This is a genomic window from Rhizobium aouanii (assembly GCF_037002925.1).
Classification (GTDB): Bacteria; Pseudomonadota; Alphaproteobacteria; order Rhizobiales; family Rhizobiaceae; genus Rhizobium; species Rhizobium aouanii.
The window spans coordinates 113,858-139,799 of the sequence record NZ_JBAMYD010000002.1 but is presented as its reverse complement, the minus strand read 5'-3'; the positions used below and the strand labels follow the sequence as shown (position 1 = coordinate 139,799).

Here is a 25,942-nt window from a genome sequence, read left to right as displayed (position 1 = left end):
ATCCGCCGGCGCATGCCGCCATGGGACAAGTTCTAAATGGGAGCGCCACAACGACAGAGGGGATCCGGCGACCAATACAAAATAGTCATTTAGACCCGCGTGACGCAGCGCTTGGCGGCCGACTTTCTTCAAAGGACATCTTCGATGCGGATCGGCAGCTTTCTGACGCGTTTGCCCGTCGCGTGGTAGATCGCATTCGCGATCGCAGGAGCGGTGCCAAGCATGACGAGTTCGCCCATGCCCTTGACGCCGACCGAATTGACCATCGTGTCCGGTTTGTCGATGAAGCCAACGTCGACGTCACCGATGTCGGCATTAACCGCCATGAGGTAGTCGGCGAGATCAGCGTTGAGGTAGCCGGCAAAACGCGGATCGACGTCAGTCTCCTCGCGAAGCGCCGTGCTGAAACCCCAGACAACGCCGCCATACATCTGCCCGCGAGCGGTCACCGGACTGACGACCCGACCGACATCGGCAATGCTGACCACCCGCGGCATGCGGATGCGGCCCGTTCTCGGTTCGATATGAATTTCGACGAACTGGGCAATGTAACTCATTGATGTAAAGCCAGGGTATTCGGGGCCCGCACCTGCACGACTCCCGGCTCGAAAGGCTTCAAGAGCGGAGGCGTCCTGCCCGGGCGCGAGCTCCGAAACCACCACTTCGATTTGGGGACGTTTCAGCCGCGCCAGTTGCTCATGCAAATTGCCCGCCGGCGGGTTCGGTCCCGCGAGCTCATCAAAGCGGGCGCGCAACGCCCTGACGGCCTTCGCCGTGACAGGGATGATGCTGGCCGTGCCGCGCTCGCCAACGGTCATCATCTGCGGACCGACAGTCGTATCCCCAAGCAAAATCTCTAGACGATCCGGGTTGATGTCGAGTCCTTGGATGATCGTGTTCGCGACCGCAGTCCGGATACCCTGGCCCATTTCGTGGCCGGACGAAATCACCCGTGTCGTGCCGTCTGCACGTACCCGCAGTGTCGTCTCGGCAGCTGACCCCGACGCCCCGAAAATCCCGCATGCGACGCCGTATCCAACCATCGTGCCGTCGTCCAGTCGCATCGATCCCGGTTCAGGTGTTCGCCGGCTCCAGCCGAAGCGCCTTGCACCTTCCCGCAGGCAGTCATTCAGGAAATGCGGCGACAGCGACTGCCCAGCGATGATGTCGTTCTTTGCTTCATGCTCGAGACGAAGTTGAACCGGATCTTTGCCGAGCTTGTAAGCCATCTCGTCGATCAGGCTCTCCAGCGCAAACCCGGCAGGGAACGGATGCGTGCCGCGGGTGTGTCGCGGCATCTGGCGGTCGATATGGATATCGCCGGCCGTCGCCCGAAAATTTTCGATGGCATAAAGACGCGCGATATCCTCATGGTAACCGCTTGAGCGGAATCCGCCGTCAGGGATATTTTCTTGCACCACATCATAGAGGATGGCGTCCAAGCGCCCCTGCGCGTCGGCGGCGAGACGGATATTGTGAACACTGCGCGGCCGGTAATTGGCGATATGGAAAAGCTGCCCACGCGGTGTGACCAGCTTAACCGGCCGCCCTGTGAGCCTGGCAGCTTGGGCAACCAACGCGGATTGAAGCTTGGGAGGAGATTTCTGCCCGAACCCTCCTCCGACATGTTCGGATTTGACTGCAACCTGGTCCGGAGCAAGGCCTAAGGCCTTAACGAGCGCGCCCTTGGCCGCTTCAATATTCTGGCAGCCCTCATGGACCGTCAGTCGCCCGTTAGACCATTCCGCGATCGTCCCGAACAATTCCATGGCGTTATGGTGCTGGGTTGGCGTCTCGAAAGTGCCCTCGACAATGACGCCAGCATTTTCAAACGCCTTGTCGACGTCGCCTGTATTAAAGCCTTCTGCCGGGACGCGTTGTGCACCAGGACTGGTCATCAAGGGCAGAAATGGCGCCGCTTCGTAGTCGGCAGACATGGCTTCAGCACCTTCGATCGCAGCCTCGATCGTCTCAGCGACAACCAATGCGATCGGCTGCCCACGAAAAGATATCTGTGGACGAAGTGAGGGAAAATCGCCGATGGACAGGACATGAACGACGCCGGGGATTTTGGTCGCCGCGGTGACGTCAACTTTTGTGACTTTGCCTTTCGCAATGGTGGCAGGGACCAGCATCGCATGCAGCATGCCGGGCAGCCTGATATCGGCTGCGTACGTCGTGCGGCCCCGTACCTTATCCCTGGCGTCGACGCGGGCGATTTCTGAGAAGGTTTGTGACGGCATCACGCTCTCCTTTCCGCGGCAATCATCAAGGCATCGGCAACAACCCGAGCTCCCAGATCGGACTTGAAGGCGTTATGCTGGCCCGGACGCGCATCCTTGAATGCGGCCCGGCCAGCTTCAAGGGCGAGCTCGGGCGTCAATTGTTTGCCGCGCAACATCTCTTCGGCACTCTGCGCTCGCCATGGGATCGTTGCGACCCCGCCAAGCGCGATGCGGGCCGTTCGGACATCGGCTCCTTCCATTTCGACCACGACTGCGGCGGATGCCACCGCGAACGCAAAACTCTCCCGGTCGCGAATCTTGTGATAAGTCGAGGAACGGCTTGGCGCTTTCGGGACGATAATGGCCGTGATCAATTCGGCTGGGGCTATATTGAATTCCAGATGTGGCGTATCGCCGGGCAGCCTGTAGAAGTCCGAAATCGGGACGGTCCGCGTTCCTGCGGGTCCATGAATTTCGACCGATGCACCCAGGGCCGTCAACGCCACGGGCCAGTCGCCCGGTGAGACCGCGATGCAAGCGTCACTCACGCCAAGGACCGCATGGCCTCGGTCCAACCCGCCGATTGCCGCGCAACCGGAACCGGGCACACGCTTGTTGCAGGGGTACACGCCGACTGTAGACAGTGACCCCGCGCCGTTGCGGAAATAGGGACAGCGGGTTCGCTGAAGCAGGTTGCCACCCACTGTGGCCATATTGCGCAATTGCTGCGAGGCTGCTTTCAGCAAGCTCTCGGAAAGGACCGGGTATTCGTCTCGCACCCCTGCTGCGTAAGCAACGTCGCTCATCAGCGCCAAGGCACCAAACCTCAGTACGTCGCCGTCGGTGTCAACCGTGTCGAGGCCCGTGATGCCGGTAACGTCGATAAGATGCGTCGGTCGCTCCACCCCTAGCTTCATCAGATCATAGAGCGTCGTGCCGCCGGCGATGTAGCGCGCGTCTCTGCCAACTGCAGCAAAGGCTTCGACGGCTGCTTCGAGGCTGTCCGCCCGAGTGTAATCGATCGCTTGCATCTTCAGCCCTCCTTCGAATTGGCTGCCACATCTGCGATGGCAGCGACGATCCCGGCATACGCGCCGCAACGACAGATGTTTCCACTCATGAATTCGCGGATCGAGGCTTTGTCGGTTGCATGACCATGTCGAACGCATGCGACGGCGGACATGATCTGGCCCGGCGTGCAGTATCCGCACTGCAATGCATCGTGATCGATGAAGGCGGTCTGCATCGGATGAAGCGTATCGCCCTCTGCAAGCCCTTCGATGGTCGTCACCTGACGTCCGTCGACTTTCGCCGCAAGCGTCAGACAGGACACGACGGTTCGGCCGTCGAGGTGCACCGTGCATGCGCCGCACTGGCCATGATCGCAGCCTTTTTTCGTTCCCGAAAAGCCAATGCGCTCGCGCAGCAGGTCAAGAAGCGATGCGCGTGAGTCAATATCAAGAGCGACGGCCCGTCCATTCACCGTCGTCGAAACAGAAAGGATCGTGCCCGTTTCCTTAGGAACAGGAGTCTCCTGGGCGGCAGCGGGTTGCAGTGGAAGTATCGTAGCGACTGCAACACCGGCACCCGTACCAAGGACGGTTCGACGCGTCACACCAACGCCTTGAGAATCTGCGGGACTTTGCTCTGCCATTTATGCTCTCCTCCTGGACTTTCAAACCAATGTCCGGACGCGGCGGTTACTCGTCAGAAATAGCTCATCGCTGTCGCACAACTGTGCCGCGGCATGGGGAATTTGTCGCAAACTGTCGCAAATTCGCAGCAGATCTAGGCAGCCGCGGGCGAAGGAGATATCTGCGGTCGAGAAGCTTACTTGAAATCGCCGGGTCTGCGGCGGTCCATCTCCTCGCCTTGACGATAACTTCTTCCGCAAATTCAATCAGGCGCTATGGTGTAGCAAGGCAAGGTCGAACAATCCTATGACAGAACAAGATGCGAGCCACCTGCTGGAGCGGATGACGATTGTCGGCGATCTCGAGGTCGCCTCCTTTGTCCCTTGGATCCGGCGCCACGCTGCCAAGCTTGGGCTCTCGCACACCATATTTCATACGAGTCCCATGCGGATCGAACTTGAGGTTGCTGGGCCGGAGGAGCTGATCGACATGATGGAGATGGGATGCTCTCTCGGGCCTATCGACGTATGGGTCGAGAGGATAGATCGAACGGTGATCAGCGGCGAAAGGACCTAGTCTGGGCTGTGGCGTATTTCCTCCGTGCATATTATTTACTCAATGTTGCCAATGCGAAATAATTATGCAAACCTGATCAGGTCGCGGCGGAATTGCCTCGGCGCCGATGCGGGACTTGATCGGCAAGCATTTGGTTTTGTTTGGGAATTCTAGTCATGCCTTCCGATACGACGGGCTTTTGGACGCCAGTCGCCCTTTCCCGGGATTTACCGGCCGGAACCGTCATGCCGGCACGGACGGCAGCCGGATCGATTGCCCTGTGGCGCAGCGCTTCGGGGCACATATCGGCATCGGCGGATCGCTGTCCGCATCGCGGCATGCGCTTGTCTCACGGCTTCGTGCGCGGCGAGGCGCTTTCCTGCATCTATCACGGCTGGAGCTATGGCCAGGCCGGAAACTGTCTGCGCATTCCCGCCCATCCGGGGCTGACGCCACCGGAAACCATCCGCGTCGCCACCCATGATGTCGAGGAAATGGACAACGTGATCTGGGTGGCCGTGGGCACGCCCGCATCGAAGCCGCCGGGGCTCGAAGGCCTCATTCCCCTGCGCTCTCTGACGGCGTTCGCCGGCATCGACGCGATCGAGGCGGCGGCCGGTGCGAAGGCGGGCCCTGATGGTCTTGTCGAGATCGACGCACCCACCGGGACCATCTGTCTGCTATTATCCGCCCAAGAAGACGGACAGACGCTGATCCATGTACTGCTGAAGGGAGATGCCGGCCTTACTGCGGGCATCGGCGCTTCACGGGCCGCCGAAAGCCTGCGGCGTCGGGCTGAGGATCTTCAGAAAAAGGAGATCGCGCAATGACCGTGCAGGCGATGATCGATGAATGGTATCCGGTCGGACTTTTCAGCCAGCTCGACAGCGCCGGCCGCAAGACGGCGCTGATGGGCGAGCCGATCGACGTGGCGCGCGATGCCGGTGGCAATGCGAAGGTGACGGGCGGCGATGGGCGTGCTCTGCCGGTGCGCGTCCGTTACGGTCATGTCTGGTCCTCCCTCGGCCAGCCGAAGAAAGAACTTTTCCCCATTCCCGAGGCTGACCAGCCCGGCCGCCGCTTCGTCGATGTCGGCGTGGTGCGCGTGCGCTGCTCGCCGCTCCGCGCCGTCGAGAACTTCCTCGACATCGCCCATTTCCCCTTCGTCCACACCGATATTCTCGGCGCGGAGCCGCACACCGAGGTCCAGAACTACAAGGTCGAGATCCGCGAGGAAGAAGACGAGGTCTGGGCAACGCAGGTGAAATTCTACCAGCCGCAGGCCGCCAAGTCGGCAAGCGGCGGGATCACCACGGAATACATGTACCGCGTGCCGGCGCCCACCTGCTCCGTGCTTTACAAGACCTGCCCGCCGCGCCCGAGCGAATGGGATGTCATCACGCTCTTCGTGCAGCCGCTGGCCGAGGACCTGTGCGACGTCTGGCCGTGGATGGCGCTCTTCGATGACGAGACCGCGATGACCGACCTCATTCATTTCCAGCAGACGATCTTTCTGCAGGACCGTTCGATCCTCGAAAACCAGATCCCGCGGCTGCTGCCGCTCGACCCCGGCATGGAAATCCCGACGCGTGCCGATCTGACATCGATCGCCTACCGGCGCTGGCTGAAGCGTCACAACTATACTTACGGCGCACAGCTGGTGGCGCAATGAAGCTCTACGACTACATTCTCTCGCCCAGTTGCTACAAGGTGCGCCTGATGGCCGCGCTGACCGGCGTAAAGCTTGACTTGCGCCCGGTGGATTTCCATCCCGGCGCCGAGCATCGCGGCCCCGAGCTGCTTGCGCTCAACCCGGCAGGCTCCATTCCGATCCTGGAGGATGGCGACCTGATCCTGACGGAATCGTCGGCGATCCTCGTTTATCTCGCCACCAAGGCAGCACCCGAATGGCTCGACAACGGTACGGCCGAGCAAGCGGCGCGGGTGCAGCAATGGCTGTCGTTCTCCGGCCGGCTGACGGCAAGCCTCGGGGCAGCGCGGCTCCATGAAATGCTGCTGCGGCCGGGCGATATCGGCGCGCTGCAGGCCCAGGGCATCGCCGCGCTTCGCGAGCTTGAAGCCGGGCTCGTCGAGCAGGGTCTTCGCGGCATGCATTTCCTCGCTGCCGACCGGCCGACAATTGCCGACATTGCCTGCTTTCCCTATGTGGCGCTGGCGCCCGATGGGGGCGTCACGCTGGATTCTTATCCTGCGATCCGGCTCTGGTCCCGGGCACTGCGCGCCCTCGACAAATTTATCGAAATGCCCGGCATCCACCGGCTGCACGAATTGAAGCCCGAACCTCATATCGAACCGGGCGAGGCGTGAAGTGGCTGGATATCTCCTGAAGAACTGCGCAGCCGTGATCGTCGACGAGGGCAAGGGACCGGTCGTCCATCGCAATGTCGATCTCCTGACCAACGGTCCGGCGATCGTGGCGATCGGCGAAAATCTGGGGGCGGACGCGCTGCCTGCCGGCACGACCGCTCAGGATGCTGCCGGCTGGTTCGTCTATCCGGGCCTCGTCAACACCCATCATCACTTCTTCCAGTGCTTCGTGCGCAACCGTGCCGATCTTGACTGGACGAAACTCTCGGTGATCGAGTGGCTGGACCGCATCTACCCGATTTTTTCGCAACTCAACGAGGAGTGCTTTTACCACGCCTCCGTCACGGCGATGGCCGAGATGATCAAGCATGGCTGCACCACGGCCTTCGACCACCAGTACAATTTCCCCCGGCATGCCGGGAAGCGGTTGATCGACCGCCAGTTCGACGCTGCCGAGCTGCTCGGCATGCGCTTCCATGCCGGTCGCGGCGGCAATACCCTGCCGAAGTCGGAAGGCTCGACCATTCCCGACGAGATGCTGGAAACGACGGACGAATTCATCGCCGACTGCGCCCGGCTGATCGACACCTATCACGATACCAGCCCCTTCAGCATGCGCCAGGTCGTGGTGGCACCCTGTCAGCCGGTCAATTGCTACCGCGAGACTTTCCTGGAATCGGTGGCATTGGCGCGCGATCGCGGCGTCATGATGCATACCCATGTCGGCGAAGGCGAAAGCCCGGTCATTCAGGCGCGCCACGGCATGCGTACGGTCGACTATCTGGAAGAACTTGGCTTTGCCGGGCCTGATACCTTCTATGCCCATTGCTGGGAGCTCAACCACGACGAACTCAGGAAGATGGCGGCCAGCGGCACCGGCGTCGCGCATTGCCCGGAACCGGTTTATCTGGTCGGCGCTGAGGTTACCGACATTCCCGCCATGGCCGCCTTCGGCCTGCGCATCGGCCTCGGCTGCGACGGCGCTGCCTCCAACGACAATTCCAACCTGATGCACTGCCTGCACTCCGCCTACATGCTGCAATGCCTCGTCTCTTCCAGCCGTGCCCATCCGGTGCCGCCGCCGGTCGATTTCCTCGGCTACGGCACGACCGGCGGTGCCAGCCTGCTCGGCCGGCGCGATATCGGCCGGCTTGCGCCCGGCATGGCCGCCGACCTGGTTGCGATCGACACTCGGCGCATGGATTATGTCGGCACGCGCCACGATCCGCTGAGCCTGATTGCCCGCGTCGGCATCGGCATGGCGACTGACATGACCATGATCAATGGCCGCATCGTCTGGCAGAAGGGCGAATTTCCCGGGCTCGACGAGGCCAAGCTGGCTGCCGATGCCGAGGCCGCACTATCCACCGTGGAATTTTGAAAAACCAAAAGAGGGAACTGAGAACATGACCAAACTGACCCGCAGAAATCTGATGACGGCCGCTGCCGCCACCGGCCTTGCCGGCGTGCTCGGCAGCCGGCTTGCTTTGGCCGCCGACGAGCCGCTCGGCATCACGCTGGTAATCCCCTCGCCCGTCGGCGACGTTGGCTGGGGGCATGCGCTTGCCGCCGGTCTCGAGCCGATCAAGGCCGCTTACGGCGACAAGGTGAAGGTCACCGTGCTTGAGAATATTGCGGAAGGCCCGGACGCCGACCGCATCATGAACAAGACGGTCGCCGACGGAAACAAGTTCCTGGTCGCCGGCTCTTTCGGCTATCAGAACGGCGCCTTGCAGATCGCCCGCCGCGATCCGAGCGTCACGGTTCTGCACGCCTCCGGCTTCCAGGTCGCTCCGAACTTCTCGCCTTTCGCCGCCAAATATTTCCAGGGTACCTACCTGCTCGGCATGGCTGCGGCAGCACTTTCCAAGACCGGCAAGCTCGGCTCTGTCTCCGCCTTCGCCATCCCCGAGCTCATTACCTCGATCAACGCCTTTACGCTCGGCGCCCAGGCCGTCAAGCCCGATATCGAGGTCTCGGTGGTCTGGGTGAACTCTTGGTTCGATCCGGCCAAGGAGCAGGAAGCCGCAAAGGCGCTGATCGCGCAGAAGTGCGACGTGATCTTCTCCAACGCCCAGGACACGCCGTCCGTGATCTCGGCCTGTGAGGAAGCCGGCGTCTACGCCTTCAACCTCAATTCCTCGATGAAGAAATATGCGCCGAAGACCTATCTCGGCTGCATCGCGACGGACTGGTCGCCGTTCTTCAAGGCTTCTGTCGATGCCCATCTCGCCGGCACGTTCAAGGGCGCCAATGCCTTCCTCGGCGTTGCCGACAAGGTCGTCGAAGTGGTCGACTGGAATCCTGATATTCCGGCTGACGTGATGACCAAGATCAAGGAGATCGAGGTAAAGATCGCCGACGGCAGTTTCTCGCCCTTTACCGGGCCGATCGCCAAGGCCGACGGCAGCGAAGCTGTCGTATCGGGTGCGACCATGGCCGACCCCGAGATCATCGCCATGAACTGGCACGTCAAGGGCGTGTCCACGCCGCTGCCGAAATAAGTCATGACCGCCCCGCTCCTGTCGCTGCGCGGCATTTCGAAGAGCTACGGCCAGATCCATGCCAATCAGGCCATCGATCTGGACGTGGCGCCGCAATCGATCCATGCGATCCTCGGGGAAAACGGGGCGGGAAAATCGACGCTGATGAAGCTGATCTACGGCGTCGAGCAACCGGACGGCGGAGAGGTCATCTGGGAAGGAAACCCGTTGCGCCTCGCCTCCCCTGCCGAGGCGAGGCGCAAGGGCATCGGCATGGTCTTCCAGCATTTCTCGCTGTTCGAGACCCTGACCGTCCTGGAGAATATTCGGCTTGTCGTGCCGGGCCGCAAGGCTGAGCTCAAGGAACGTATTCGGGCGCTTGGACGGGAATTCGGCCTCGAAGTCGACCCGCTTGCCCATGTGCATGCGCTGTCCGTCGGCGAACGGCAACGGGTGGAGATCATCCGAAGCCTGATGACCAATCCGAAGCTGCTGATCCTCGACGAGCCCACCTCCGTCCTGCCGCCGCAACTGGTGGAGAGGCTCTTCGACACGCTGCGTCGGCTGCGCGACGGCGGCGTTTCCATCCTGTTGATCTCCCACAAGCTCGAGGAAATCCGAGCGATCTGCGACCGGGCGACGATCCTGCGCGGCGGACGGGTGACCGGGGATGTCGACCCGCGTCAACATGATGCCCATGACCTTGCCCGCATGATGATCGGCCATGACATGCCGACGCCGATGTCGGCGCTGCCACTGTCTGGCGGCGAAAAGCGGCTGGAGATCATCGGTTTGGATCATCAGCCCGACGATCCCTTTGCAGTGCCGCTCTCCGGCATCAGCCTCGAGGTGCGTGCCGGCGAAATCCTCGGGATCGCCGGTATTTCGGGCAACGGTCAAGGTGAGCTTGCCGCGTTGATTTCAGGCGAGACGGTGCTGGGGCGCGACCAGCGCGACCGGATCTACATGATGGGGATGGATGTCGGCAGGCTCGATGCCGCCGCGCGGCGGACGCTCGGATTTGCCTTCGTTCCGGAAGACCGGCTCGGACGCGGCGCCGTGCCCGAAATGTCGCTCGTCCTCAACAGCCTGCTGACGGCCCATCCGCTCAAGCTTTTGCGGCACGGTCTCGTCGACAGGGCGCGGGCGCTGGCATTCACCGATGATTGCATCCGTCAGTATGATGTCCGCACACCTGGCCCGGATGCGGAAGCCGGCACGCTGTCCGGCGGCAATCTGCAGAAGTTCATCGTTGGTCGCGAAATCATGCTGTCTCCCAAATTGCTTTTCCTGGCGCAGCCGACCTGGGGCGTCGATATCGGCGCCGCGTCCGCCATCCGCAGTCGTCTGGTCGCATTGCGCAATCAGGGCATGGCGATCCTCGTCATTTCCGAGGAGCTGGAAGAACTGTTCGAGCTCTGCGATTCCATCCAGGTGCTGCATCACGGCCGGCTCAGCCCGCCGCTCGCAACGCGGGACACGAAGCCCGAAGAGATCGGCCGATACATGATCGGGGCACAAGCCTCGCCCGAGAAAGTCCGTATATGAGCGCTTGGTCCCTTGCTTTCGTTCCCACCCTGGTCCGCCGGGAGCGCGCTTCGCTTGCCGCGGCCCTGTGCGCACCTGTCATAGCGCTGGGGGGAGCGATCACACTTAATCTCGGCCTCTACGTTTTGATGGGCCGCGACCCTGTCGCGGTTGTCTATGCGATGCTTTTCGAGCCCTTCCTTTCCTGGGCGTCATTTTCGGAAGTGCTTTTGAAGGCAGGTCCGCTCCTTTTGATCGCACAGGGGCTGGCGATCGGCTTTCGCGCCAAGGTCTTCAACATCGGCGCCGAAGGCCAATTCATCCTTGGGGCGATCTTCGCCTCTGCCATTCCGGTCTGGTTTCCGCAAGCGACGGGCCAGTGGATCTGGCCGGCGATGCTGTTGCTCGGCGCCATCGGCGGCGCACTTTGGGCTTCTCTCACCGCCTTCTGGCGCGTACACCTCAACGCCAACGAGATCCTCGTTTCTTTGATGCTGAGCCTCGTTGCGGCGCAACTGCTGAACTATCTGCTGCTCGGCCCCTGGAAGGATCCGAATGGCTTCAACTTCCCCCAGTCGGTGATGTTTCAGTACGATGCGATGGTGCCGACCCTGATTGCCGGTACCCGCGTCAATGTCTCATTCCTCATCACCCTCGCTCTGTCGGTCGCGGCCTGGGTCTTCATGCAGAGGAGTTTCATCGGTTACAAGCTGCAGGTCGGCGGTCTGGCGCCACGGGCTGCCGGCTATGCCGGCTTTAAGGAAGGTTGGGCGATCTGGCTTTCGCTGCTGATCGGCGGTTTTGCGGCCGGTCTTGCCGGTGCCGCCGAAGTCGCCGGCCCGCTCGGCCAGCTGCAGCGCTCGGTCGCGAGCGGTTATGGCTATGCGGCCATCATCGTCGCCTATCTCGGCGGCCTGCATCCGATCGGCATCGTGGTCTCGGCGCTGGTCATGGCGGTCATCTATATCGGTGGCGACAACGCCATGGTCTCGGCCAACCTGCCGATCGCCGCCGTCCGCGTCTTCCAGGGCAGCCTGCTGCTCGCCTACCTGATCGCCGTCGCCTTCGTGCGCTATCGCCTTGAATGGCGCCGCGCCGCCCACCGGAGCCCATCATGAACGCCATCGAGTTCATTCTTGCCGGCATGCTCGCGGCTGCGACCCCGTTTCTTCTGGCAGCCCTCGGCGAAATGGTGGCCGAGCGCGCCGGCGTCCTCAACCTCGGGGTCGAGGGATTGATGGCCTTCGGTGCCGTGCTCGCCTTCATTATCGTCTACCAGGGCGGCGGACATCTTCTGGGATTCGTCGTCGCCGGGCTCGGCAGTGCGGTCCTTTCGCTGCTCTTTGCCTTCGTCACGCTGGGTTTCCGGGCAAACCAGGTGGCAGCGGGCCTTGCCATCGGCATTCTCGGCCAGGGTCTTTCCGCGCTTTTCGGCAAGACCTATGAAAGCCTCACGGTCAGGGGACTTCCAAAACTCGCACTTCCGGGGCTTTCGGAACTGCCGGTTGTCGGCGGTCTTTTCGTCCAGGACATCGTCGTGTGGATTTCACTCGTAGCGACCCTGGCTTTGTGGGGCATATTTGCCTACACCAAGCTTGGTCTTATCGTCCGCGCCGTCGGCGAGAATCCGAAGGCCGCTCACGCCATCGGCTATTCGGTAATCTCAGTCCGCGTTCTCGCCATCGCCTTCGGCGGCGCGATGGCCGGCTTCGCCGGCGCCTATGCGTCGGTGGTCTATACGCCGCTCTGGGCCGACGGGATGATTGCCGGGCGCGGCTGGATCGCCATTGCCCTCGTCGTCTTCGGGACTTGGCTCACCGGCCGTATCTTCCTCGGCGCCTGCCTGTTCGGCGCGGTCTCGCTGATGGGGCTTGCAGCCCAGGCAACCGGACTGGACGTTCCCTCGCAACTGCTCTCGAGCCTGCCATATCTCGTCACGATCATCGTGCTCGGCATCATCTCCGCCGACCGCCGCCTGCTCAAACTGAACGGCGTCGCTTCGCTCGGAGAACCATTCGAGCGATAATCTCGGCTTTGCGGGTACCAGCGCGGCGGCCGAGCCGCGCGCGTGCGCTGCACAAATAGTTGCTCTCGCGACTGCGACCATAGCAGCAATCGCACAAAAGGTCGGCATAAAACGGGTATGCCTAAGTTATAGGCAGCCGCGGATTCCTTGGATTTATCGTTTTACTTCAGGCTGATACCAGCATCCATCAGAATTGGCACGCTGCTTGCAGGTTCTGAGAAGCATCGGTCAATGGCGACCGGCGCAGATAGGCGCGGCATAAGCGCCTACAATAGACACCGACGTCGCAAGGTCTTTGCTCCGGGATTCTCCCATCCCCTGGACGCAATTTCCGGCGGCGTTTTTTTGTGTCCAAATTCAGCCAGCAGAGGGAACCTGCGCATGACAAAGAATTTGCAGACTGGGATTTCGACAACCGGCATGACCCGCCGCAGCATGCTCAAGACGACCGCAGCGGCTGCCCTCATCGGCGCCGTCAAGGCTGCCTTTCCGTCCGGCGCCTTCGCAGCCGGAGCAGGCCCTGAGGTGAAAGGTGCCAAGCTCGGCTTTATCGCTCTCACCGATTCCGCACCGCTGATCATCGCCAAGGAAAAGGGCTTTTTTGACAAATATGGTCTGCCGGAAACGGATGTGGCCAAACAGGCATCCTGGGGTGCGACCCGCGACAATCTCGTGCTGGGCGGTGCCGCAAACGGCATCGACGGTGCGCATATCCTGTCGCCGCTCCCCTATCTCATGCATACCGGCAAGGTGACGCAGAACAACAAGCCGGTGCCGATGGCCATCCTCGCCCGGCTCAACCTCGACAGCCAGGGTATTTCCGTCGCCAAGGAGTATGCCGAGACCGGCGTGCAGCTCGATTCCTCCAAGCTGAAGGCGGCATTCGAGAAAAAGAAGGCGGAGGGCAAGGAGATCAAGGCTGCCATGACCTTCCCGGGCGGTACCCATGACCTCTGGATCCGCTACTGGCTCGCCGCCGGCGGCATCGATCCGAACAAGGACGTTTCGACCATCGTCGTGCCGCCGCCGCAGATGGTTGCCAACATGAAGGTCGGCAACATGGACGTCTTCTGTGTGGGCGAACCGTGGAATGAGCAGCTCGTCAACCAGGGCATCGGCTTTACCGCAGCCACGACCGGCGAGCTCTGGAAGGGTCATCCTGAAAAGGCGCTCGGACTGCGCGCCGAGTGGATCGAAAAGAATCCCAATGCTGCCAAGGCCCTGCTGATGGCCGTCATGGAGGCTCAGCAGTGGTGCGAAAGCATGGACAACAAGGCGGAGATGGCTGACATCCTCGGCAAGCGCCAATGGTTCAACGTTCCGACGAAGGACGTGCTCGGCCGCCTCAAGGGCGACATCAATTATGGCAACGGCCGCGATGTCAAAGCCACCGACCTCTATATGAAGTTCTGGAAAGACGGCGCCTCCTATCCGTTCAAAAGCCACGATAGCTGGTTCATGACGGAAAACATCCGCTGGGGGTATCTGCCGGCGAGCACCGACATCAAGGCGCTGGTCAACCAGGTGAACCGCGAAGACATCTGGCGCGAGGCCGCCAAGGATCTCGGCGTCGCAGCGGCCGATATTCCCGCATCGTCTTCTCGCGGCAAGGAGACTTTCTTCGACGGCAAGGTCTTCGACCCTGAAAATCCCTCGGCCTATCTCGACAGCCTTTCGATCAAGGCTGTCTCGTGACCCGCTCCGGCGCGCGACAGCGCGCCGGCCTTTCATTCACGTGAGGAGCACGTTGATGTCCGCCCTGGCAAATAAAGAAAATCCCTCCATGGCCGCCTCTGCCACGCCGGCGGCAAAGGTTTTGCCATTTTCCGGCAAGCACGGATCGCGGATCGATTTTCGTCGAGCGGCACTGACCGCCCTTCGCAACGTCGTTCCGCCAGTCGTCGTTCTGGCACTCATCCTGCTCGTCTGGCAGGTGCTCTGTTCGTCGGCGGATGCGTCTTTGCCATCGCCGCATCGGGTCTGGCAGGATAGCTATGACCTGATCGCCTATCCGTTTTTCAACTATGGCTCCCAGGATATCGGGCTCGGCTGGCGCGTGCTCATTTCGCTGCAGCGCGTTCTCTATGGCTTTGGGCTTGCCGCGGTCACAGGCGTCATCATCGGTGCGATCATCGGTCAGTCGGTCTGGGCGATGCGTGGCCTCGATCCGATCTTCCAGGTGCTGCGTACGGTTCCGCCGCTCGCCTGGCTGCCGCTGTCGCTCGCAGCCTTCCAGGATTCCAACCCATCGGCGATCTTCGTGATCTTCATCACTTCGATCTGGCCTGTCATCATCAACACCGCCGTCGGCGTCCGCAATATCCCGCAGGATTACCGCAATGTCGCCGAGGTGCTGCGCCTCAACCAGTTCGAGTTTTTCTGGAAGATCATGCTGCCTTCGGCAGCGCCTTACATCTTCACCGGCCTCAGGATCGGCGTTGGCCTCTCCTGGCTCGCCATCGTCGCGGCCGAAATGCTGACGGGCGGCGTCGGCATCGGCTTCTTCATCTGGGACGCATGGAACTCGTCGCGCCTTCCGGACATCATCGTCGCGCTCGCCTATATCGGCATCGTCGGCTTTGCCCTCGACAAGCTGGTGGCAGCACTCGGCAAACTCATCACCCGCGGCGCCATGGCCAACTGAGGAACGCACCTATGAACGCCTATCTGAAGCTTGATCATATCGACAAACATTTCGATCGGGGTGGCGTGCGCGCCGAGGTCCTGAAGGACATCAACCTGACGATTTCCGCGGGCGAATTCGTCTCGATCATCGGCCATTCGGGCTGCGGCAAGTCCACCCTGCTCAACCTCATTGCCGGCCTAACGCCGGTTTCGGCAGGCGCCGTGCTGCTTGAAAACCGAGAGGTCAACGGACCCGGTCCGGAGCGCGCCGTCGTCTTCCAGAACCATTCGCTGCTGCCCTGGCTGACGGTCTACGAGAACGTCAATCTCGCCGTCTCCAAACTCTTCAGCCGAACGAAGACCAAGGCCGAGCGGCATGAGTGGGTGATGGCCAATCTCGACCTCGTGCAGATGGCGCATGCAAGGGATAAGCGGCCTTCGGAAATTTCAGGCGGCATGAAACAGCGCGTCGGCATCGCCCGCGCGCTTGCAATGGAGCCGAAGATCCTGCTGCTCGACGAACCCTTCGGCGCGCTCGATGCGCTGACCCGTGCCCATCTGCAGGACGCGGTGATGGAGATCCACGCCCGGCTCGGCAACACGATGGTGATGATCACCCATGATGTCGATGAGGCGGTGCTGCTGTCCGATCGCATCGTGATGATGACCAACGGCCCGGCGGCCCGCATCGGCGAAGTGCTCGATGTGACCATGCCCCGTCCCCGCAATCGCATCGAACTCGCCTCCGACCGGACATATCTCAAATGCCGCGAAGCCGTGCTGAAGTTCCTCTACGAACGCCACCGCTTCATCGAAGCGGCGGAGTAGAGACCGGGACATAACCTCGGCGTTTGCCGGCCTTGGTTTTCTCGCCTTCGTAGCGGCGCCTGATCTCAGGCGTCGCACTCTCTTTATTCCCCGGGCGTTGCAAAGACCGCGCTGGCATCGCTGACAATTTCCACATGGGAATATGCCGCCTGCCCTGCGGCGGCTGTGTCCGCGCGCATGATCGCGGTGACGATCCGGCCGTGCTCCTCATAGGATTTTGCCAGACGCCCGGGCAGGCGGAACTGCGCCCGCCGAAAAGGCGCAAGCCGCGCTCGTGTCTGAGTCACCATCTCGAAGACATGATCATTATGCGCGCCGCGATAAAGCCGGGTGTGAAATTCGGTATTGTGAGCCGAATATTCTTCTTCCGCGCCGGCATGCACGAGCCTCACCGATCCCCGATGCTCTAGCTCCAGCGCGCGCCGTTCATCGACCGTCATACGCTCGGCCGAGAGCCTGGCGCAGATCGCTTCGAGCTCCGCCATCGCCTCGAACATCGAATGCAGATAGGCCTCGGTGACATTGGTCACGACGGCACTGCGGTTCGGCTCGCGCGCAATCAATCCCATGGCGCCCAGCTCACGCAGAGCCTCGCGTACCGGCGTGCGCGAAACGTCGAAACGAGCCGCAAGCGACACCTCGTCCAGCTTCGCGCCCGGCAGGAGTTCACCCGTAACGATCATGTCGGCAATCGCCCGCACCATCTGTTCGACGGTGGTTCCGGTACGGATCACTTCTCTGCGCCTGGTCTGCTTCACGATACGAATCTGCTCACGTCAACATTCTGCATACAGATGCAGTTCGAGACTCGATAAGTCAAATCGGGCGGCGAAGATATTGTTAAATTTTCACTTTCTGATGCCCGAAATACCTCGGGTGACTCGACTTTGTGCCAACTGCGCAGTCATAATGAACAAGAAATATCTATTGATTACTTTTTACGCAAGAATTCGATCAATCTGTATGCACTTTGCAATGTGCAAGTCTTGCGGTAACGAATAAACTATAAAAAACAATAGATTAATTTCTGGCACATGCATTGCATGCACTTTTCTGTACCCGTTCACAACCGGCCCAGCGCCGCAAGGAGCATTCCGATGACCAAACTCCTTTCCATGAACCGCCGCAATTTCCTCCAGGCTTCCGCTGCCGGTGCGCTTGCCGGCGCCATGCCGGGCCTGATCGCCTCCTCCGCCGCAGCCCAAGCCGCGCTGACCGTCGGCTTCATCTATGTCGGCCCCAAGGATGACTATGGTTACAACCAGGCGCATGCCGAAGGTGCCGCCATCATCAAGGCGCTGCCTGGCATCACCGTCGTCGAGGAAGAGAACGTGCCGGAGACCGTCGATGTCCAGAAGACGATGGAATCCATGATCAACCTCGATGGCGCAACGCTGCTTTTCCCGACCTCCTTCGGCTACTTCGACCCACACATGCTGGCCGTGGCGGCTAAACATCCCGACATCCAGTTCCGCCACTGCGGCGGCCTCTGGCAGGAAGGCAAGAACCCGGCCAACACGGGCTCCTACTTCGGCTTCATCAACCAGGGCCAGTATCTCAACGGCATCACCGCCGGTTATGCGACGAAGAGCAAGAAGATCGGCTTCGTCGCCGCCAAGCCGATCCCGCAGGTTCTGCAGAATGTCAACGCCTTCCTGCTCGGCGCCCGCAGCGTCGATCCCTCTATCACCTGCCAGGTGATCTTCACCGGCGAATGGTCGCTCGCCGTCAAGGAGGCCGAAGCCACCAATGCGCTGGTCGACCAGGGCGCCGACGTCATCACCTGCCATGTCGACAGCCCCAAAGTGGTCGTCGAGACGGCTGCCGGCCGCGGCGCCTTCGTCTGCGGCTATCACGCCAACCAGAGCCCGCTTGCTCCCGAAAAATACCTCACCGGCGCCGAATGGGCCTGGGGCAACGTCTATAGCGACTTTGTCAAGAAGGCGCAGGCCGGCGAAAAGCTCGGCAACTTCGTGCGCGGCGGCTTGAAGGACGGCTTCGTGAAGATGAGCGCACTCGGCCCCGGTGTGTCCGCCGAGGGCCGCAAGGCCTTCGAAGCCACGCAGGCCGACATGATGAAGGGCGGCTTCCCGGTCTTCAAGGGACCGTTGAAGGACAACAAGGGCGATACCGTCGTCACCGCCGACAAGAGCTACGCCGAAGATGCGATCGAGCTCGAAAGCATGAATTATCTGGTCGAGGGCGTCGTCGGGTCCACGGCATAAACCGCGAGGGAGAAGCGCCATGACCATCGAGGCCAATGATCCCGCAATAGCCATCGTGGAAAAACCGGCTTCCCTGCGCCCCGTCCTCGAATGGATCGCGCGGCGAACCGAGCCTGTTTGCATCGGTCTTGCCGCCATCCTGATCGGTCTTGCGCTCTTCTCCCTCTTCATCCTGGCGGTCGGCAAGTCGCCGGCCACCCTCTTCCAACTGATGTACACCGGCGGCTTCGGCAGCTGGTTTTCGGTGCAGAACAGCTTAAGTCGTGCCGCACCCCTTCTCCTGACGGCACTCTGCGTCGCCCTGCCCGCCCGTCTCGGCCTCGTCATCATCGGCGGGGAAGGAGCGGTCGTGCTGGGCGGCGTTGCCGCCGCAGCCATGGCTCTGCCGCTCGCCGGCACCGCGCCTGTCTTCCTCACCCTCATTCTGATGGCGATCGCCGCCATGGTGGTCGGCGGCATCTGGATCGGCCTTGCCGGTTTTCTACGCCACTATCGCGGCGTCAACGAAACCATCTCGTCGCTGCTGCTCTCCTATATCGCCATTGCCCTGATGAACCAGTTCGTCGAAGGGTTGCTGCGCGATCCGGCAAGCCTCAACAAACCGTCGACCAGGCCGCTGCCGGCGGAATACATGCTCGGCAATATTCCCGGTATGGACGTGCATTGGGGCCTGGTCATCGGCATCCTCGCCTGCGTGGTCTCCTGGATCGTGATCGAGGCCACGAGCTACGGTTTTGCCGCCCGCATCGCCGGCGGCAACGTGCGCGCTGCCCAGATCCAGGGACTGCCGGTCGGCAAGCTGATCGCCGGATTTACCGCGCTTGCCGGCAGTTTTGCCGGCCTGGCGGGCATGATCGAAGTGGCGGCGGTGCAGGGAAGTGCCAATGCCTCGCTTGCCGCCGGCTACGGTTATACCGGCATCCTCGTCGCCTTCCTCGCCAGGCACAATCCGCTGGCGATCATTCCGGTGGCGATCCTGCTCGGCGGCATCGACGCCTCGGGCGGCCTCATCCAGCGGCGTATGGGCCTGCCGGATGCGACGGTTCTGGTGCTGCAGGGCACGCTCTTCATCGTCATTCTCTTCTGCGAGACCTTCTACGGCCGCTTCAAGATCTTCAATCCCGACCTCTGGAAAAGGAGCCTCTGATGGAAGAGACAGGCATCGGCATCTGGGGCGTGCCGCTGGCGATCTTCGCCGGCGCCATCCGTGTTTCCACCCCCTTCATCTTCGTCAGCCTCGGCGAGACGATCACCGAGCGCTCCGGCCGCATCAATCTCGGCCTGGAAGGCACGCTGGTCTTCGGCGCCATGACGGCCTATGCGGTGGCCGTCATGACCGGCTCTCCGACCCTCGGCGTGCTGGCCGCAATGGTGGCAGGCGCGATCTTCGGCCTCATCCACGGCTGGATCTGCAAGTTCCCGAAGGTCAACGACATCGCCATCGGCATCGCCATGATGCAGTTCGGTCTCGGCATGGCGTTCTTCCTCGGCAAATCCTTCATCCAGCCGGTGGCGCCGAAACTGCCCTCGATCCCGCTCGGCGGCTGGTCGAGCACTCCACAGATCCAGGCGGCGCTCAATATCAACGTGCTGTTCTTCATCGGCGCGGCCCTTGCCCTCTTCCTGTTCTGGGCCTTCAAGAACACCCGCATCGGCCTGATCCTGCGCGTCGTCGGCGACAGCACCGACGCCGCCCGGGCCATGGGCATCCACCCGGACCGGGTTCGCTTGCTGGCAACAGCAGTGGGCGGTTCGCTGGCGGCAATCGGCGGCGCCTATCTCTCGCTCTATTATCCGGGCTCGTGGAACGAAGGCATCTCGTCGGGCCAGGGCCTGATGGCCGTGGCCCTCGTCATCTTCGCCCGCTGGAACCCGATCGGCTGCTTCCTCGCTGCCCTGCTTTTCGGCGGCGCTGGCGCGCTCGGCCCGGCGCTGCAATCGGTCGGCGTCACACAAGGCTACTACCTTTTTTACGCCGCGCCTTACGTGCTCACCCTCGTCATCTTGATCGCCACCTCCTCGCCCACCCGCTCGCTCGCCGGTGCGCCGGGCGCGCTGTCGCTCACGAAATAACGGAGCTTCCGATGAACGGACTTGGCGGTCTCAACAAATCCGAACACGGTGTCGGCATCGGCCTCGTTCAGCTCCAGCTGCCGGTGACTGTCACCAAAGCGGACTTGGCAAAACAGACGCAGGTGATCGTCGATCTGGTGGCCAAGGCGCGGCGCAACCAGCCGGGCATGGACCTCGTCGTCTTTCCTGAATACGCGCTGCACGGCCTCTCCATGGACATCAATCCGGAGATCATGTGCACGCTCGACGGGCTGGAGGTCGCGGCCTTCAGGCAAGCCTGCAGGGACAACCGGATCTGGGGCTGCTTCTCGATCATGGAGTTGAATCCTGGCGGCATGCCCTACAATTCCGGCATTGTCATCGACGGTGAGGGCGAGTTGAAGCTCTATTACCGCAAGATGCATCCCTGGATCCCCGTCGAGCCGTGGGAGCCCGGCGATCTTGGCATCCCTGTCATCGAGGGTCCGCGGGGCGCCAAGCTCGCGCTGATCATCTGCCATGACGGCATGTTCCCGGAGATGGCGCGCGAATGCGCCTATAAGGGCGCCGAAATCATGATCCGCACGGCCGGCTACACGGCGCCGATCCGCGACGCCTGGCGCTTCACCAACCAGGCCAACGCCTTCTGCAACCTGATGGTTACCGCCAATGTCTGCATGTGCGGTTCGGACGGCACCTTCGATTCCATGGGTGAAGGCATGATCTGCAATTTCGACGGCGCGATCATCGCCCACGGCACATCCGGCCGGCCCAACGAGATCATCACCGCCGAGGTGCGTCCTGACCTGGTGCGCGAGGCCCGGCTTGGCTGGGGGGTGGAGAACAATATCTACCAGTTCGGCCATCGCGGCTACGTCGCCGTCGACGGCGGCGCCCAGGATGCGCCCTACACCTACATGAACGACCTCGTCGCCGGCAAATACCGCCTGCCATGGGAAGACGAGATAAAGGTCAAGGACGGCACGTCCTGCGGATTTGACAAGCCGATGCGCCGTTACGGCGAACCCCTCAAACCTGCCGCGGAATAGGAGAGAGAATGATGGACGCGATGGTCGACACCAAAGGGCATTTTATCGACGCCGATCCGTATCCGTGGCCCTATAACGGCGCTCTGAGGCCTGATAACACCGCCCTCATCATCATCGACATGCAGACCGATTTCTGCGGCAAGGGCGGTTATGTCGACCATATGGGCTACGACCTGTCGCTGGTGCAGGCGCCGATCGAACCGATCAAGCGTGTGCTGGCCGCCATGCGGGCCAAGGGCTACCACATCATCCACACCCGCGAGGGCCATCGCCCCGACCTCGCCGATCTGCCGGCCAACAAACGCTGGCGCTCGCAGCGCATCGGCGCCGGCATCGGCGATCCCGGCCCCTGCGGCCGCATCCTGACGCGCGGCGAACCCGGCTGGGACATTATCCCCGAGCTCTACCCGATCGAAGGCGAGACGATCATCGACAAGCCCGGCAAGGGTTCGTTCTGCGCCACCGATCTCGAACTCATCCTTAACCAGAAGCGCATCGAGAACATTATCCTCACCGGAATCACCACCGATGTCTGCGTCTCGACGACGATGCGCGAGGCGAACGACCGCGGCTACGAATGCCTGCTTCTGGAGGATTGCTGCGGTGCGACCGACTACGGAAACCATCTCGCCGCCATCAAGATGGTGAAGATGCAGGGCGGCGTCTTCGGCTCGGTCTCCAATTCCGCGGCTCTAGTCGAGGCGCTGCCCTGATGCCGTCATTGCGTGCCCATGTCTTTCGCGTGCCAGCCGACGGCCCCGATGATGTTGCCGGCGTCGAGGCGCTCTTTGCCAGCGGCCTTCAGGCGAACAACATCGTCGCCGTTCTCGGCAAGACGGAAGGCAACGGCTGCGTCAATGATTTTACCCGCGGTTATGCCACCCGCAGCTTCGAGACATTGTTCAGTAGATATGGCGTCGACGGCGTCTCGATCATCATGTCCGGCGGCACCGAGGGTGCGCTCTCGCCGCATTGGACGGTTTTTGCGCGTGAAACCGTAGAAACCCCGGGCGAACGGGCGCTGGCCATTGGTGTGTCGCGTACCCCCGCGCTGCCCCCCGAACATCTCGGGCGCCGGGAACAGATCCTGCTCGTTGCCGAAGGCGTGAAGTCCGCGATGAGGGATGCCGGCATCGATGATCCCGCCGATGCCCATTTCGTGCAGATCAAGTGTCCGCTGCTCACCTCGCGCCGGATTGCCGAGGCCGAGGCAGCAGGCAGGACGGTCGCAACCCACGACACGCTGAAATCCATGGGCCTCTCGCGCGGCGCTTCGGCTCTCGGCGTCGCCGTGGCACTCAGCGAGATAGATGCGACATCGATCAACGATGCCGACATCTGCACACGTTTCGATCTCTTTTCCCGCTGCGCCTCAACCTCGTCCGGGGTCGAACTCACCGATCACGAAATCATCGTCCTCGGCATGAGCGCAAAATGGTCCGGTCCGCTGTCGATCGACCACGCGGTCATGCGGGATGCGATCGACGCGCATTCCGTCAGGAAAGCCCGCGAACGCCTGCCGGAAAACAGCCGGCTGGCGGCGGTTCTCGCCAAGGCCGAGCCGGACCCGTCCGGCAGGATCGGCGGCAGGCGCCACACGATGCTCGATGACTCGGATATTGCAGGCACCCGCCATGCCCGTGCCTTCGTCGGCGGCGTTCTCGCCGGCATCTTCGGCATTACCGATCTCTATGTGTCCGGCGGCGCCGAACACCAGGGTCCGCCCGGCGGCGGTCCCGTCGCCATCATCGTCGAAAAGGAGCAATGAAGTGAGCACAGTCCGCGACACGCCCCTTCCGCAAGCCGGCAAGGCCGTCGGCATCGAGACGCTCGATATGACCATGCGTTTCGGCAGCTTCACCGCGCTCGACAACGTCTCGATCACCGTTCCGGCCGGGTCTTTTCACGCGCTTCTCGGCGAAAACGGCGCCGGCAAGTCGACCCTCGTCAAATGCATCATGGGTTTCTATCACGCCACGTCAGGCTCGCTGTCGGTCGACGGCCGCGAGGTGGCGGTGGCCTCACCCAAGGATGCCGCGGCCTATGGGCTCGGCATGGTCTACCAGCATTTCACCCTGGTTCCCTCTCTGACCGGCGCGGAAAACCTAGTCATCAGCCGTGCCGAAGTACCCGCGGTGATCAACTGGGCCAGGGAACGCAAGGATCTGGCGGGGTTCATGGAACGCATGCCGTTCAAGATCCCGCTCGACAGGCCGGTGAGCGAGCTTGCGGCCGGCGAAAAACAGAAACTCGAAATCGTCAAGCAGCTCTATCTCGGCCGCTCCTTCCTCGTGCTCGACGAGCCGACCTCGGTGCTGACGCCGGCCGAAGCCGATGAGATGCTCGGCATCGTCCGCGGGATGACCGAGCGCGACGAGCTCACCGTGCTGATGATCTCCCACAAGTTCCACGAGGTGACGAAGTTCGCTGATGCCGTCTCGATCCTGCGGCGCGGCAAGCTGGTCGGTACCGGTAAGGTCGGCGAGCTCTCCACCGCCGAGATGGCGGGGATGATGATCGGCGACGTCAAGCTCGCCGAGCTCGACAGCCGTCTGCCGGTGGCGGAAGCGGCCAAATCCGTGCTCACTGTGACCCAGGTGAAAGCTCCGGATCGCTCCGGCCTGAAGACGATCGAGATCGACGCGCTGACCGTCCGCTCCGGCGAGATCGTCGGCATCGCCGGCATATCTGGCAACGGCCAGAAGGAGCTGACGGAAATTCTGGCCGGCCAGCGCCCGACGGATAGCGGCGAGGTCATGGTCAATGGCGAGACTTACGGCGCCACCCGTGAGGAGACCCGCAAGAACAAGGTGCGTTTCATCCCCGAAGAGCCGTTGCAGAATGCCTGTGCGCCCAAGATGACCGTGAGCGAGAACCTTGCGTTCCGCACTTTCGACTTGAGGCTGGACGGCAAAGACGCGATCTGGCTGAACAAGGGCGGCATGAAGAAGCGTGCCTCAGCGCTGATCTCCGATTTTAAGGTCAAGACGGCCTCTTCCTCCTCGCCGATCGCAGCCCTTTCGGGTGGCAACGTGCAGCGGGCAGTGCTCGCCCGCGAACTGACGGGTGAGGTCGATCTGCTGATCGTCTCGAACCCTTGTTTCGGCCTCGATTTTTCGGCCGTTGCCGAAATCCGCGCCCGCATCATGAAGGCCCGCAATTTAGGCGCCGCCGTGCTGCTGCTCTCCGAAGACCTCGACGAACTGCTCGAGATGTCCGACCGCATCATGGTCATTTCGGAAGGCAGGCTGGTTTACGAGACACCGGCGCGCTCGGCCGATATCGGCGTGATCGGCGCCCACATGGCGGGGCATCATTGATGGCGAAGATCAAGGCAGAGCCTTTCGCCTTTCCGGTGAAGCACGATGAGCTCGCCCTCATCGTCATCGACATGCAGCGCGATTTCGCCGAGCCCGGCGGTTTCGGTGCCAGCCTCGGCAATGATGTCAGCCGTATCACCAGGATCGTGCCTGACGTCAAACGCCTCATCCAGGGCTTCCGCAATGCCGGCCTGCCTGTGATCCATACGATGGAGTGCCACCGGCCCGACCTCTCCGACCTGCCGCCGGCCAAACGCGACCGCGGCAATCCGGCGCTCAGGATCGGCGACGAAGGCCCGATGGGCCGCATCCTGATCTCGGGCGAACCCGGCACGGCAATTCTTCCGGAACTCGCTCCGCTGAAGGGCGAAGTCGTCATCGAAAAACCCGGCAAGGGCGCCTTCTACGCGACCGACCTCGGCACCGTGCTGCGGCAGAGGGGCATTCGGCAACTCGTCTTTGCCGGTGTCACCACCGAAGTCTGCGTGCAGACGACGATGCGCGAAGCAAACGACCGCGGCTATGAATGCCTTCTCGCCGAGGAGGCGACGGAAAGTTATTTCCCCGAATTCAAAGCCGCAGCCATCGCCATGATCCGCGCCCAGGGTGCAATCGTCGGCTGGACCGCCCATGTCGACGACATTTTGGAAAGCATCGCCCATGCCTGAAACGACCCGCGAACGCCTGACGTCAGGCGGCTGGAAGGAGTTGGAATTCTGCCCTTTCCGCGATGCCGTCACTATCCACTGGATCCGCCCCTTCGAGGGCGATCAGCCGGGCGTGGCGCTGTTGAAATATGAGCCCGGCGCCTCCGTTCCCCGCCATCGCCACGAGGGGCTGGAGACCATCCTGGTGCTCGATGGCGTTCAATCCGACGAGACGGGCGATTACATCAGAGGTAGTTATATCGTCAATGCGCCGGGCAGCGAACACTCGGTCTGGAGCGATACCGGCTGTGTCGTGCTCATCCAGTGGGACCGGCCCGTGAAAATACTCGAAGACGAAATTGCCTGAACCCGGCACCCGCCTTGGAGATCGGCCCGACGATCCACAAGGACATGAGCG

General features: G+C 62.0%; 25 protein-coding genes. 21 read left to right on the top strand and 4 right to left on the bottom strand.

Features of this window, described 5'->3' with window-relative positions; translation table 11 throughout:
* Positions 1–128: 128 nt before the first annotated feature.
* Genes V8P77_RS04080 through V8P77_RS04070 form a run of 3 tightly spaced genes read right to left on the bottom strand, consistent with a single transcriptional unit; the run spans position 129 to position 3,879 of the window.
* On the bottom strand, positions 129–2,243 hold the full coding sequence (locus V8P77_RS04080) for a xanthine dehydrogenase family protein molybdopterin-binding subunit (RefSeq protein ID WP_335910846.1): 2,115 nt from the start codon (positions 2,241–2,243) through the stop codon (positions 129–131).
* Positions 2,243–3,256 (bottom strand): FAD binding domain-containing protein, encoded by a 1,014-nt coding sequence (locus V8P77_RS04075; RefSeq protein WP_335910845.1) that lies wholly within the window; start codon positions 3,254–3,256, stop codon positions 2,243–2,245. The genes V8P77_RS04080 and V8P77_RS04075 overlap by 1 nt, the downstream gene beginning before the upstream one ends.
* Positions 3,257–3,258: 2 nt before the next feature.
* Positions 3,259–3,879 carry a (2Fe-2S)-binding protein gene (locus V8P77_RS04070; protein WP_335910844.1) on the bottom strand — a complete coding sequence of 207 codons (621 nt, stop codon included), beginning with the start codon at positions 3,877–3,879 and terminating at the stop codon, positions 3,259–3,261.
* Between the two features lie 286 nt (positions 3,880–4,165).
* On the opposite strand from V8P77_RS04070, the gene V8P77_RS04065 reads away from it, so the two are divergent.
* The 12 genes from V8P77_RS04065 (at position 4,166) to V8P77_RS04010 (ending at position 16,231) form a co-directional block, all read left to right on the top strand.
* The gene (locus tag V8P77_RS04065) at positions 4,166–4,435 is read left to right on the top strand and encodes an acylphosphatase (protein ID WP_335910843.1); all 270 of its coding nucleotides are present in this window, start codon (positions 4,166–4,168) and stop codon (positions 4,433–4,435) included.
* A 155-nt stretch (positions 4,436–4,590) separates the two neighbouring features.
* Complete coding sequence (locus V8P77_RS04060; RefSeq protein ID WP_335910842.1) at positions 4,591–5,244, top strand: Rieske 2Fe-2S domain-containing protein; 654 nt, start codon at positions 4,591–4,593, stop codon at positions 5,242–5,244.
* On the top strand, positions 5,241–6,086 hold the full coding sequence (locus V8P77_RS04055; protein ID WP_335910841.1) for an aromatic ring-hydroxylating dioxygenase subunit alpha: 846 nt from the start codon (positions 5,241–5,243) through the stop codon (positions 6,084–6,086). The genes V8P77_RS04060 and V8P77_RS04055 overlap by 4 nt, the downstream gene beginning before the upstream one ends.
* Complete coding sequence (locus V8P77_RS04050; RefSeq protein WP_335910840.1) at positions 6,083–6,742, top strand: glutathione S-transferase family protein; 660 nt, start codon at positions 6,083–6,085, stop codon at positions 6,740–6,742. The genes V8P77_RS04055 and V8P77_RS04050 overlap by 4 nt, the downstream gene beginning before the upstream one ends.
* A gap of 1 nt (position 6,743) precedes the next feature.
* On the top strand, positions 6,744–8,123 hold the full coding sequence (locus V8P77_RS04045; protein ID WP_335910839.1) for an amidohydrolase: 1,380 nt from the start codon (positions 6,744–6,746) through the stop codon (positions 8,121–8,123).
* Between the two features lie 25 nt (positions 8,124–8,148).
* On the top strand, positions 8,149–9,246 hold the full coding sequence (locus tag V8P77_RS04040) for a BMP family ABC transporter substrate-binding protein (protein ID WP_335910838.1): 1,098 nt from the start codon (positions 8,149–8,151) through the stop codon (positions 9,244–9,246).
* A 3-nt stretch (positions 9,247–9,249) separates the two neighbouring features.
* Positions 9,250–10,773, top strand: coding sequence for an ABC transporter ATP-binding protein (locus tag V8P77_RS04035; protein ID WP_335910837.1), 1,524 nt, complete (start codon positions 9,250–9,252; stop codon positions 10,771–10,773).
* Positions 10,770–11,870 carry an ABC transporter permease gene (locus V8P77_RS04030; RefSeq protein WP_335910836.1) on the top strand — a complete coding sequence of 367 codons (1,101 nt, stop codon included), beginning with the start codon at positions 10,770–10,772 and terminating at the stop codon, positions 11,868–11,870. Before V8P77_RS04035 ends, V8P77_RS04030 begins: the two co-directional genes overlap by 4 nt.
* A complete protein-coding gene (locus V8P77_RS04025; protein ID WP_335910835.1) occupies positions 11,867–12,778 on the top strand; it encodes an ABC transporter permease in 912 nt (303 codons plus the stop codon). The genes V8P77_RS04030 and V8P77_RS04025 overlap by 4 nt, the downstream gene beginning before the upstream one ends.
* A gap of 381 nt (positions 12,779–13,159) precedes the next feature.
* Positions 13,160–14,473: a CmpA/NrtA family ABC transporter substrate-binding protein gene (locus tag V8P77_RS04020; RefSeq protein ID WP_335910834.1), complete on the top strand. Its 1,314-nt coding sequence runs from the start codon at positions 13,160–13,162 to the stop codon at positions 14,471–14,473.
* Positions 14,474–14,528: 55 nt separating this feature from the next.
* On the top strand, positions 14,529–15,422 hold the full coding sequence (ntrB, locus tag V8P77_RS04015; RefSeq protein ID WP_131620635.1) for a nitrate ABC transporter permease: 894 nt from the start codon (positions 14,529–14,531) through the stop codon (positions 15,420–15,422).
* Positions 15,423–15,433: 11 nt separating this feature from the next.
* Complete coding sequence (locus V8P77_RS04010; protein ID WP_131629542.1) at positions 15,434–16,231, top strand: ABC transporter ATP-binding protein; 798 nt, start codon at positions 15,434–15,436, stop codon at positions 16,229–16,231.
* Between the two features lie 83 nt (positions 16,232–16,314).
* Here the strand turns inward: V8P77_RS04010 and V8P77_RS04005 are convergent, their stop codons facing one another.
* The gene (locus V8P77_RS04005) at positions 16,315–16,989 is read right to left on the bottom strand and encodes a GntR family transcriptional regulator (protein WP_335910833.1); all 675 of its coding nucleotides are present in this window, start codon (positions 16,987–16,989) and stop codon (positions 16,315–16,317) included.
* A gap of 339 nt (positions 16,990–17,328) precedes the next feature.
* Here V8P77_RS04005 and V8P77_RS04000 point away from each other — a divergent pair, with 339 nt between their 5' ends.
* Genes V8P77_RS04000 through V8P77_RS03960 form a run of 9 tightly spaced genes read left to right on the top strand, consistent with a single transcriptional unit; the run spans position 17,329 to position 25,891 of the window.
* Positions 17,329–18,456 carry a BMP family ABC transporter substrate-binding protein gene (locus V8P77_RS04000; RefSeq protein ID WP_335910832.1) on the top strand — a complete coding sequence of 376 codons (1,128 nt, stop codon included), beginning with the start codon at positions 17,329–17,331 and terminating at the stop codon, positions 18,454–18,456.
* A 19-nt stretch (positions 18,457–18,475) separates the two neighbouring features.
* Positions 18,476–19,603: an ABC transporter permease gene (locus V8P77_RS03995; RefSeq protein WP_335910831.1), complete on the top strand. Its 1,128-nt coding sequence runs from the start codon at positions 18,476–18,478 to the stop codon at positions 19,601–19,603.
* Positions 19,603–20,529 (top strand): ABC transporter permease, encoded by a 927-nt coding sequence (locus V8P77_RS03990; protein ID WP_033184189.1) that lies wholly within the window; start codon positions 19,603–19,605, stop codon positions 20,527–20,529. Before V8P77_RS03995 ends, V8P77_RS03990 begins: the two co-directional genes overlap by 1 nt.
* Positions 20,530–20,540: 11 nt before the next feature.
* The gene (locus V8P77_RS03985) at positions 20,541–21,557 is read left to right on the top strand and encodes a formamidase (protein ID WP_335910830.1); all 1,017 of its coding nucleotides are present in this window, start codon (positions 20,541–20,543) and stop codon (positions 21,555–21,557) included.
* A gap of 11 nt (positions 21,558–21,568) precedes the next feature.
* Complete coding sequence (gene biuH, locus V8P77_RS03980; protein WP_138390292.1) at positions 21,569–22,270, top strand: biuret amidohydrolase; 702 nt, start codon at positions 21,569–21,571, stop codon at positions 22,268–22,270.
* A complete protein-coding gene (gene atzD, locus V8P77_RS03975; RefSeq protein ID WP_335910829.1) occupies positions 22,270–23,325 on the top strand; it encodes a cyanuric acid amidohydrolase in 1,056 nt (351 codons plus the stop codon). Before biuH ends, atzD begins: the two co-directional genes overlap by 1 nt.
* A gap of 1 nt (position 23,326) precedes the next feature.
* Positions 23,327–24,877, top strand: a complete 1,551-nt coding sequence (locus tag V8P77_RS03970; RefSeq protein ID WP_335910828.1) for an ABC transporter ATP-binding protein — start codon at positions 23,327–23,329, stop codon at positions 24,875–24,877.
* Positions 24,877–25,545, top strand: coding sequence for a cysteine hydrolase family protein (locus tag V8P77_RS03965; protein ID WP_335910827.1), 669 nt, complete (start codon positions 24,877–24,879; stop codon positions 25,543–25,545). The genes V8P77_RS03970 and V8P77_RS03965 overlap by 1 nt, the downstream gene beginning before the upstream one ends.
* Positions 25,538–25,891: a cupin domain-containing protein gene (locus V8P77_RS03960; RefSeq protein WP_335910826.1), complete on the top strand. Its 354-nt coding sequence runs from the start codon at positions 25,538–25,540 to the stop codon at positions 25,889–25,891. The genes V8P77_RS03965 and V8P77_RS03960 overlap by 8 nt, the downstream gene beginning before the upstream one ends.
* The last annotated feature ends 51 nt before the right edge of the window (positions 25,892–25,942 follow it).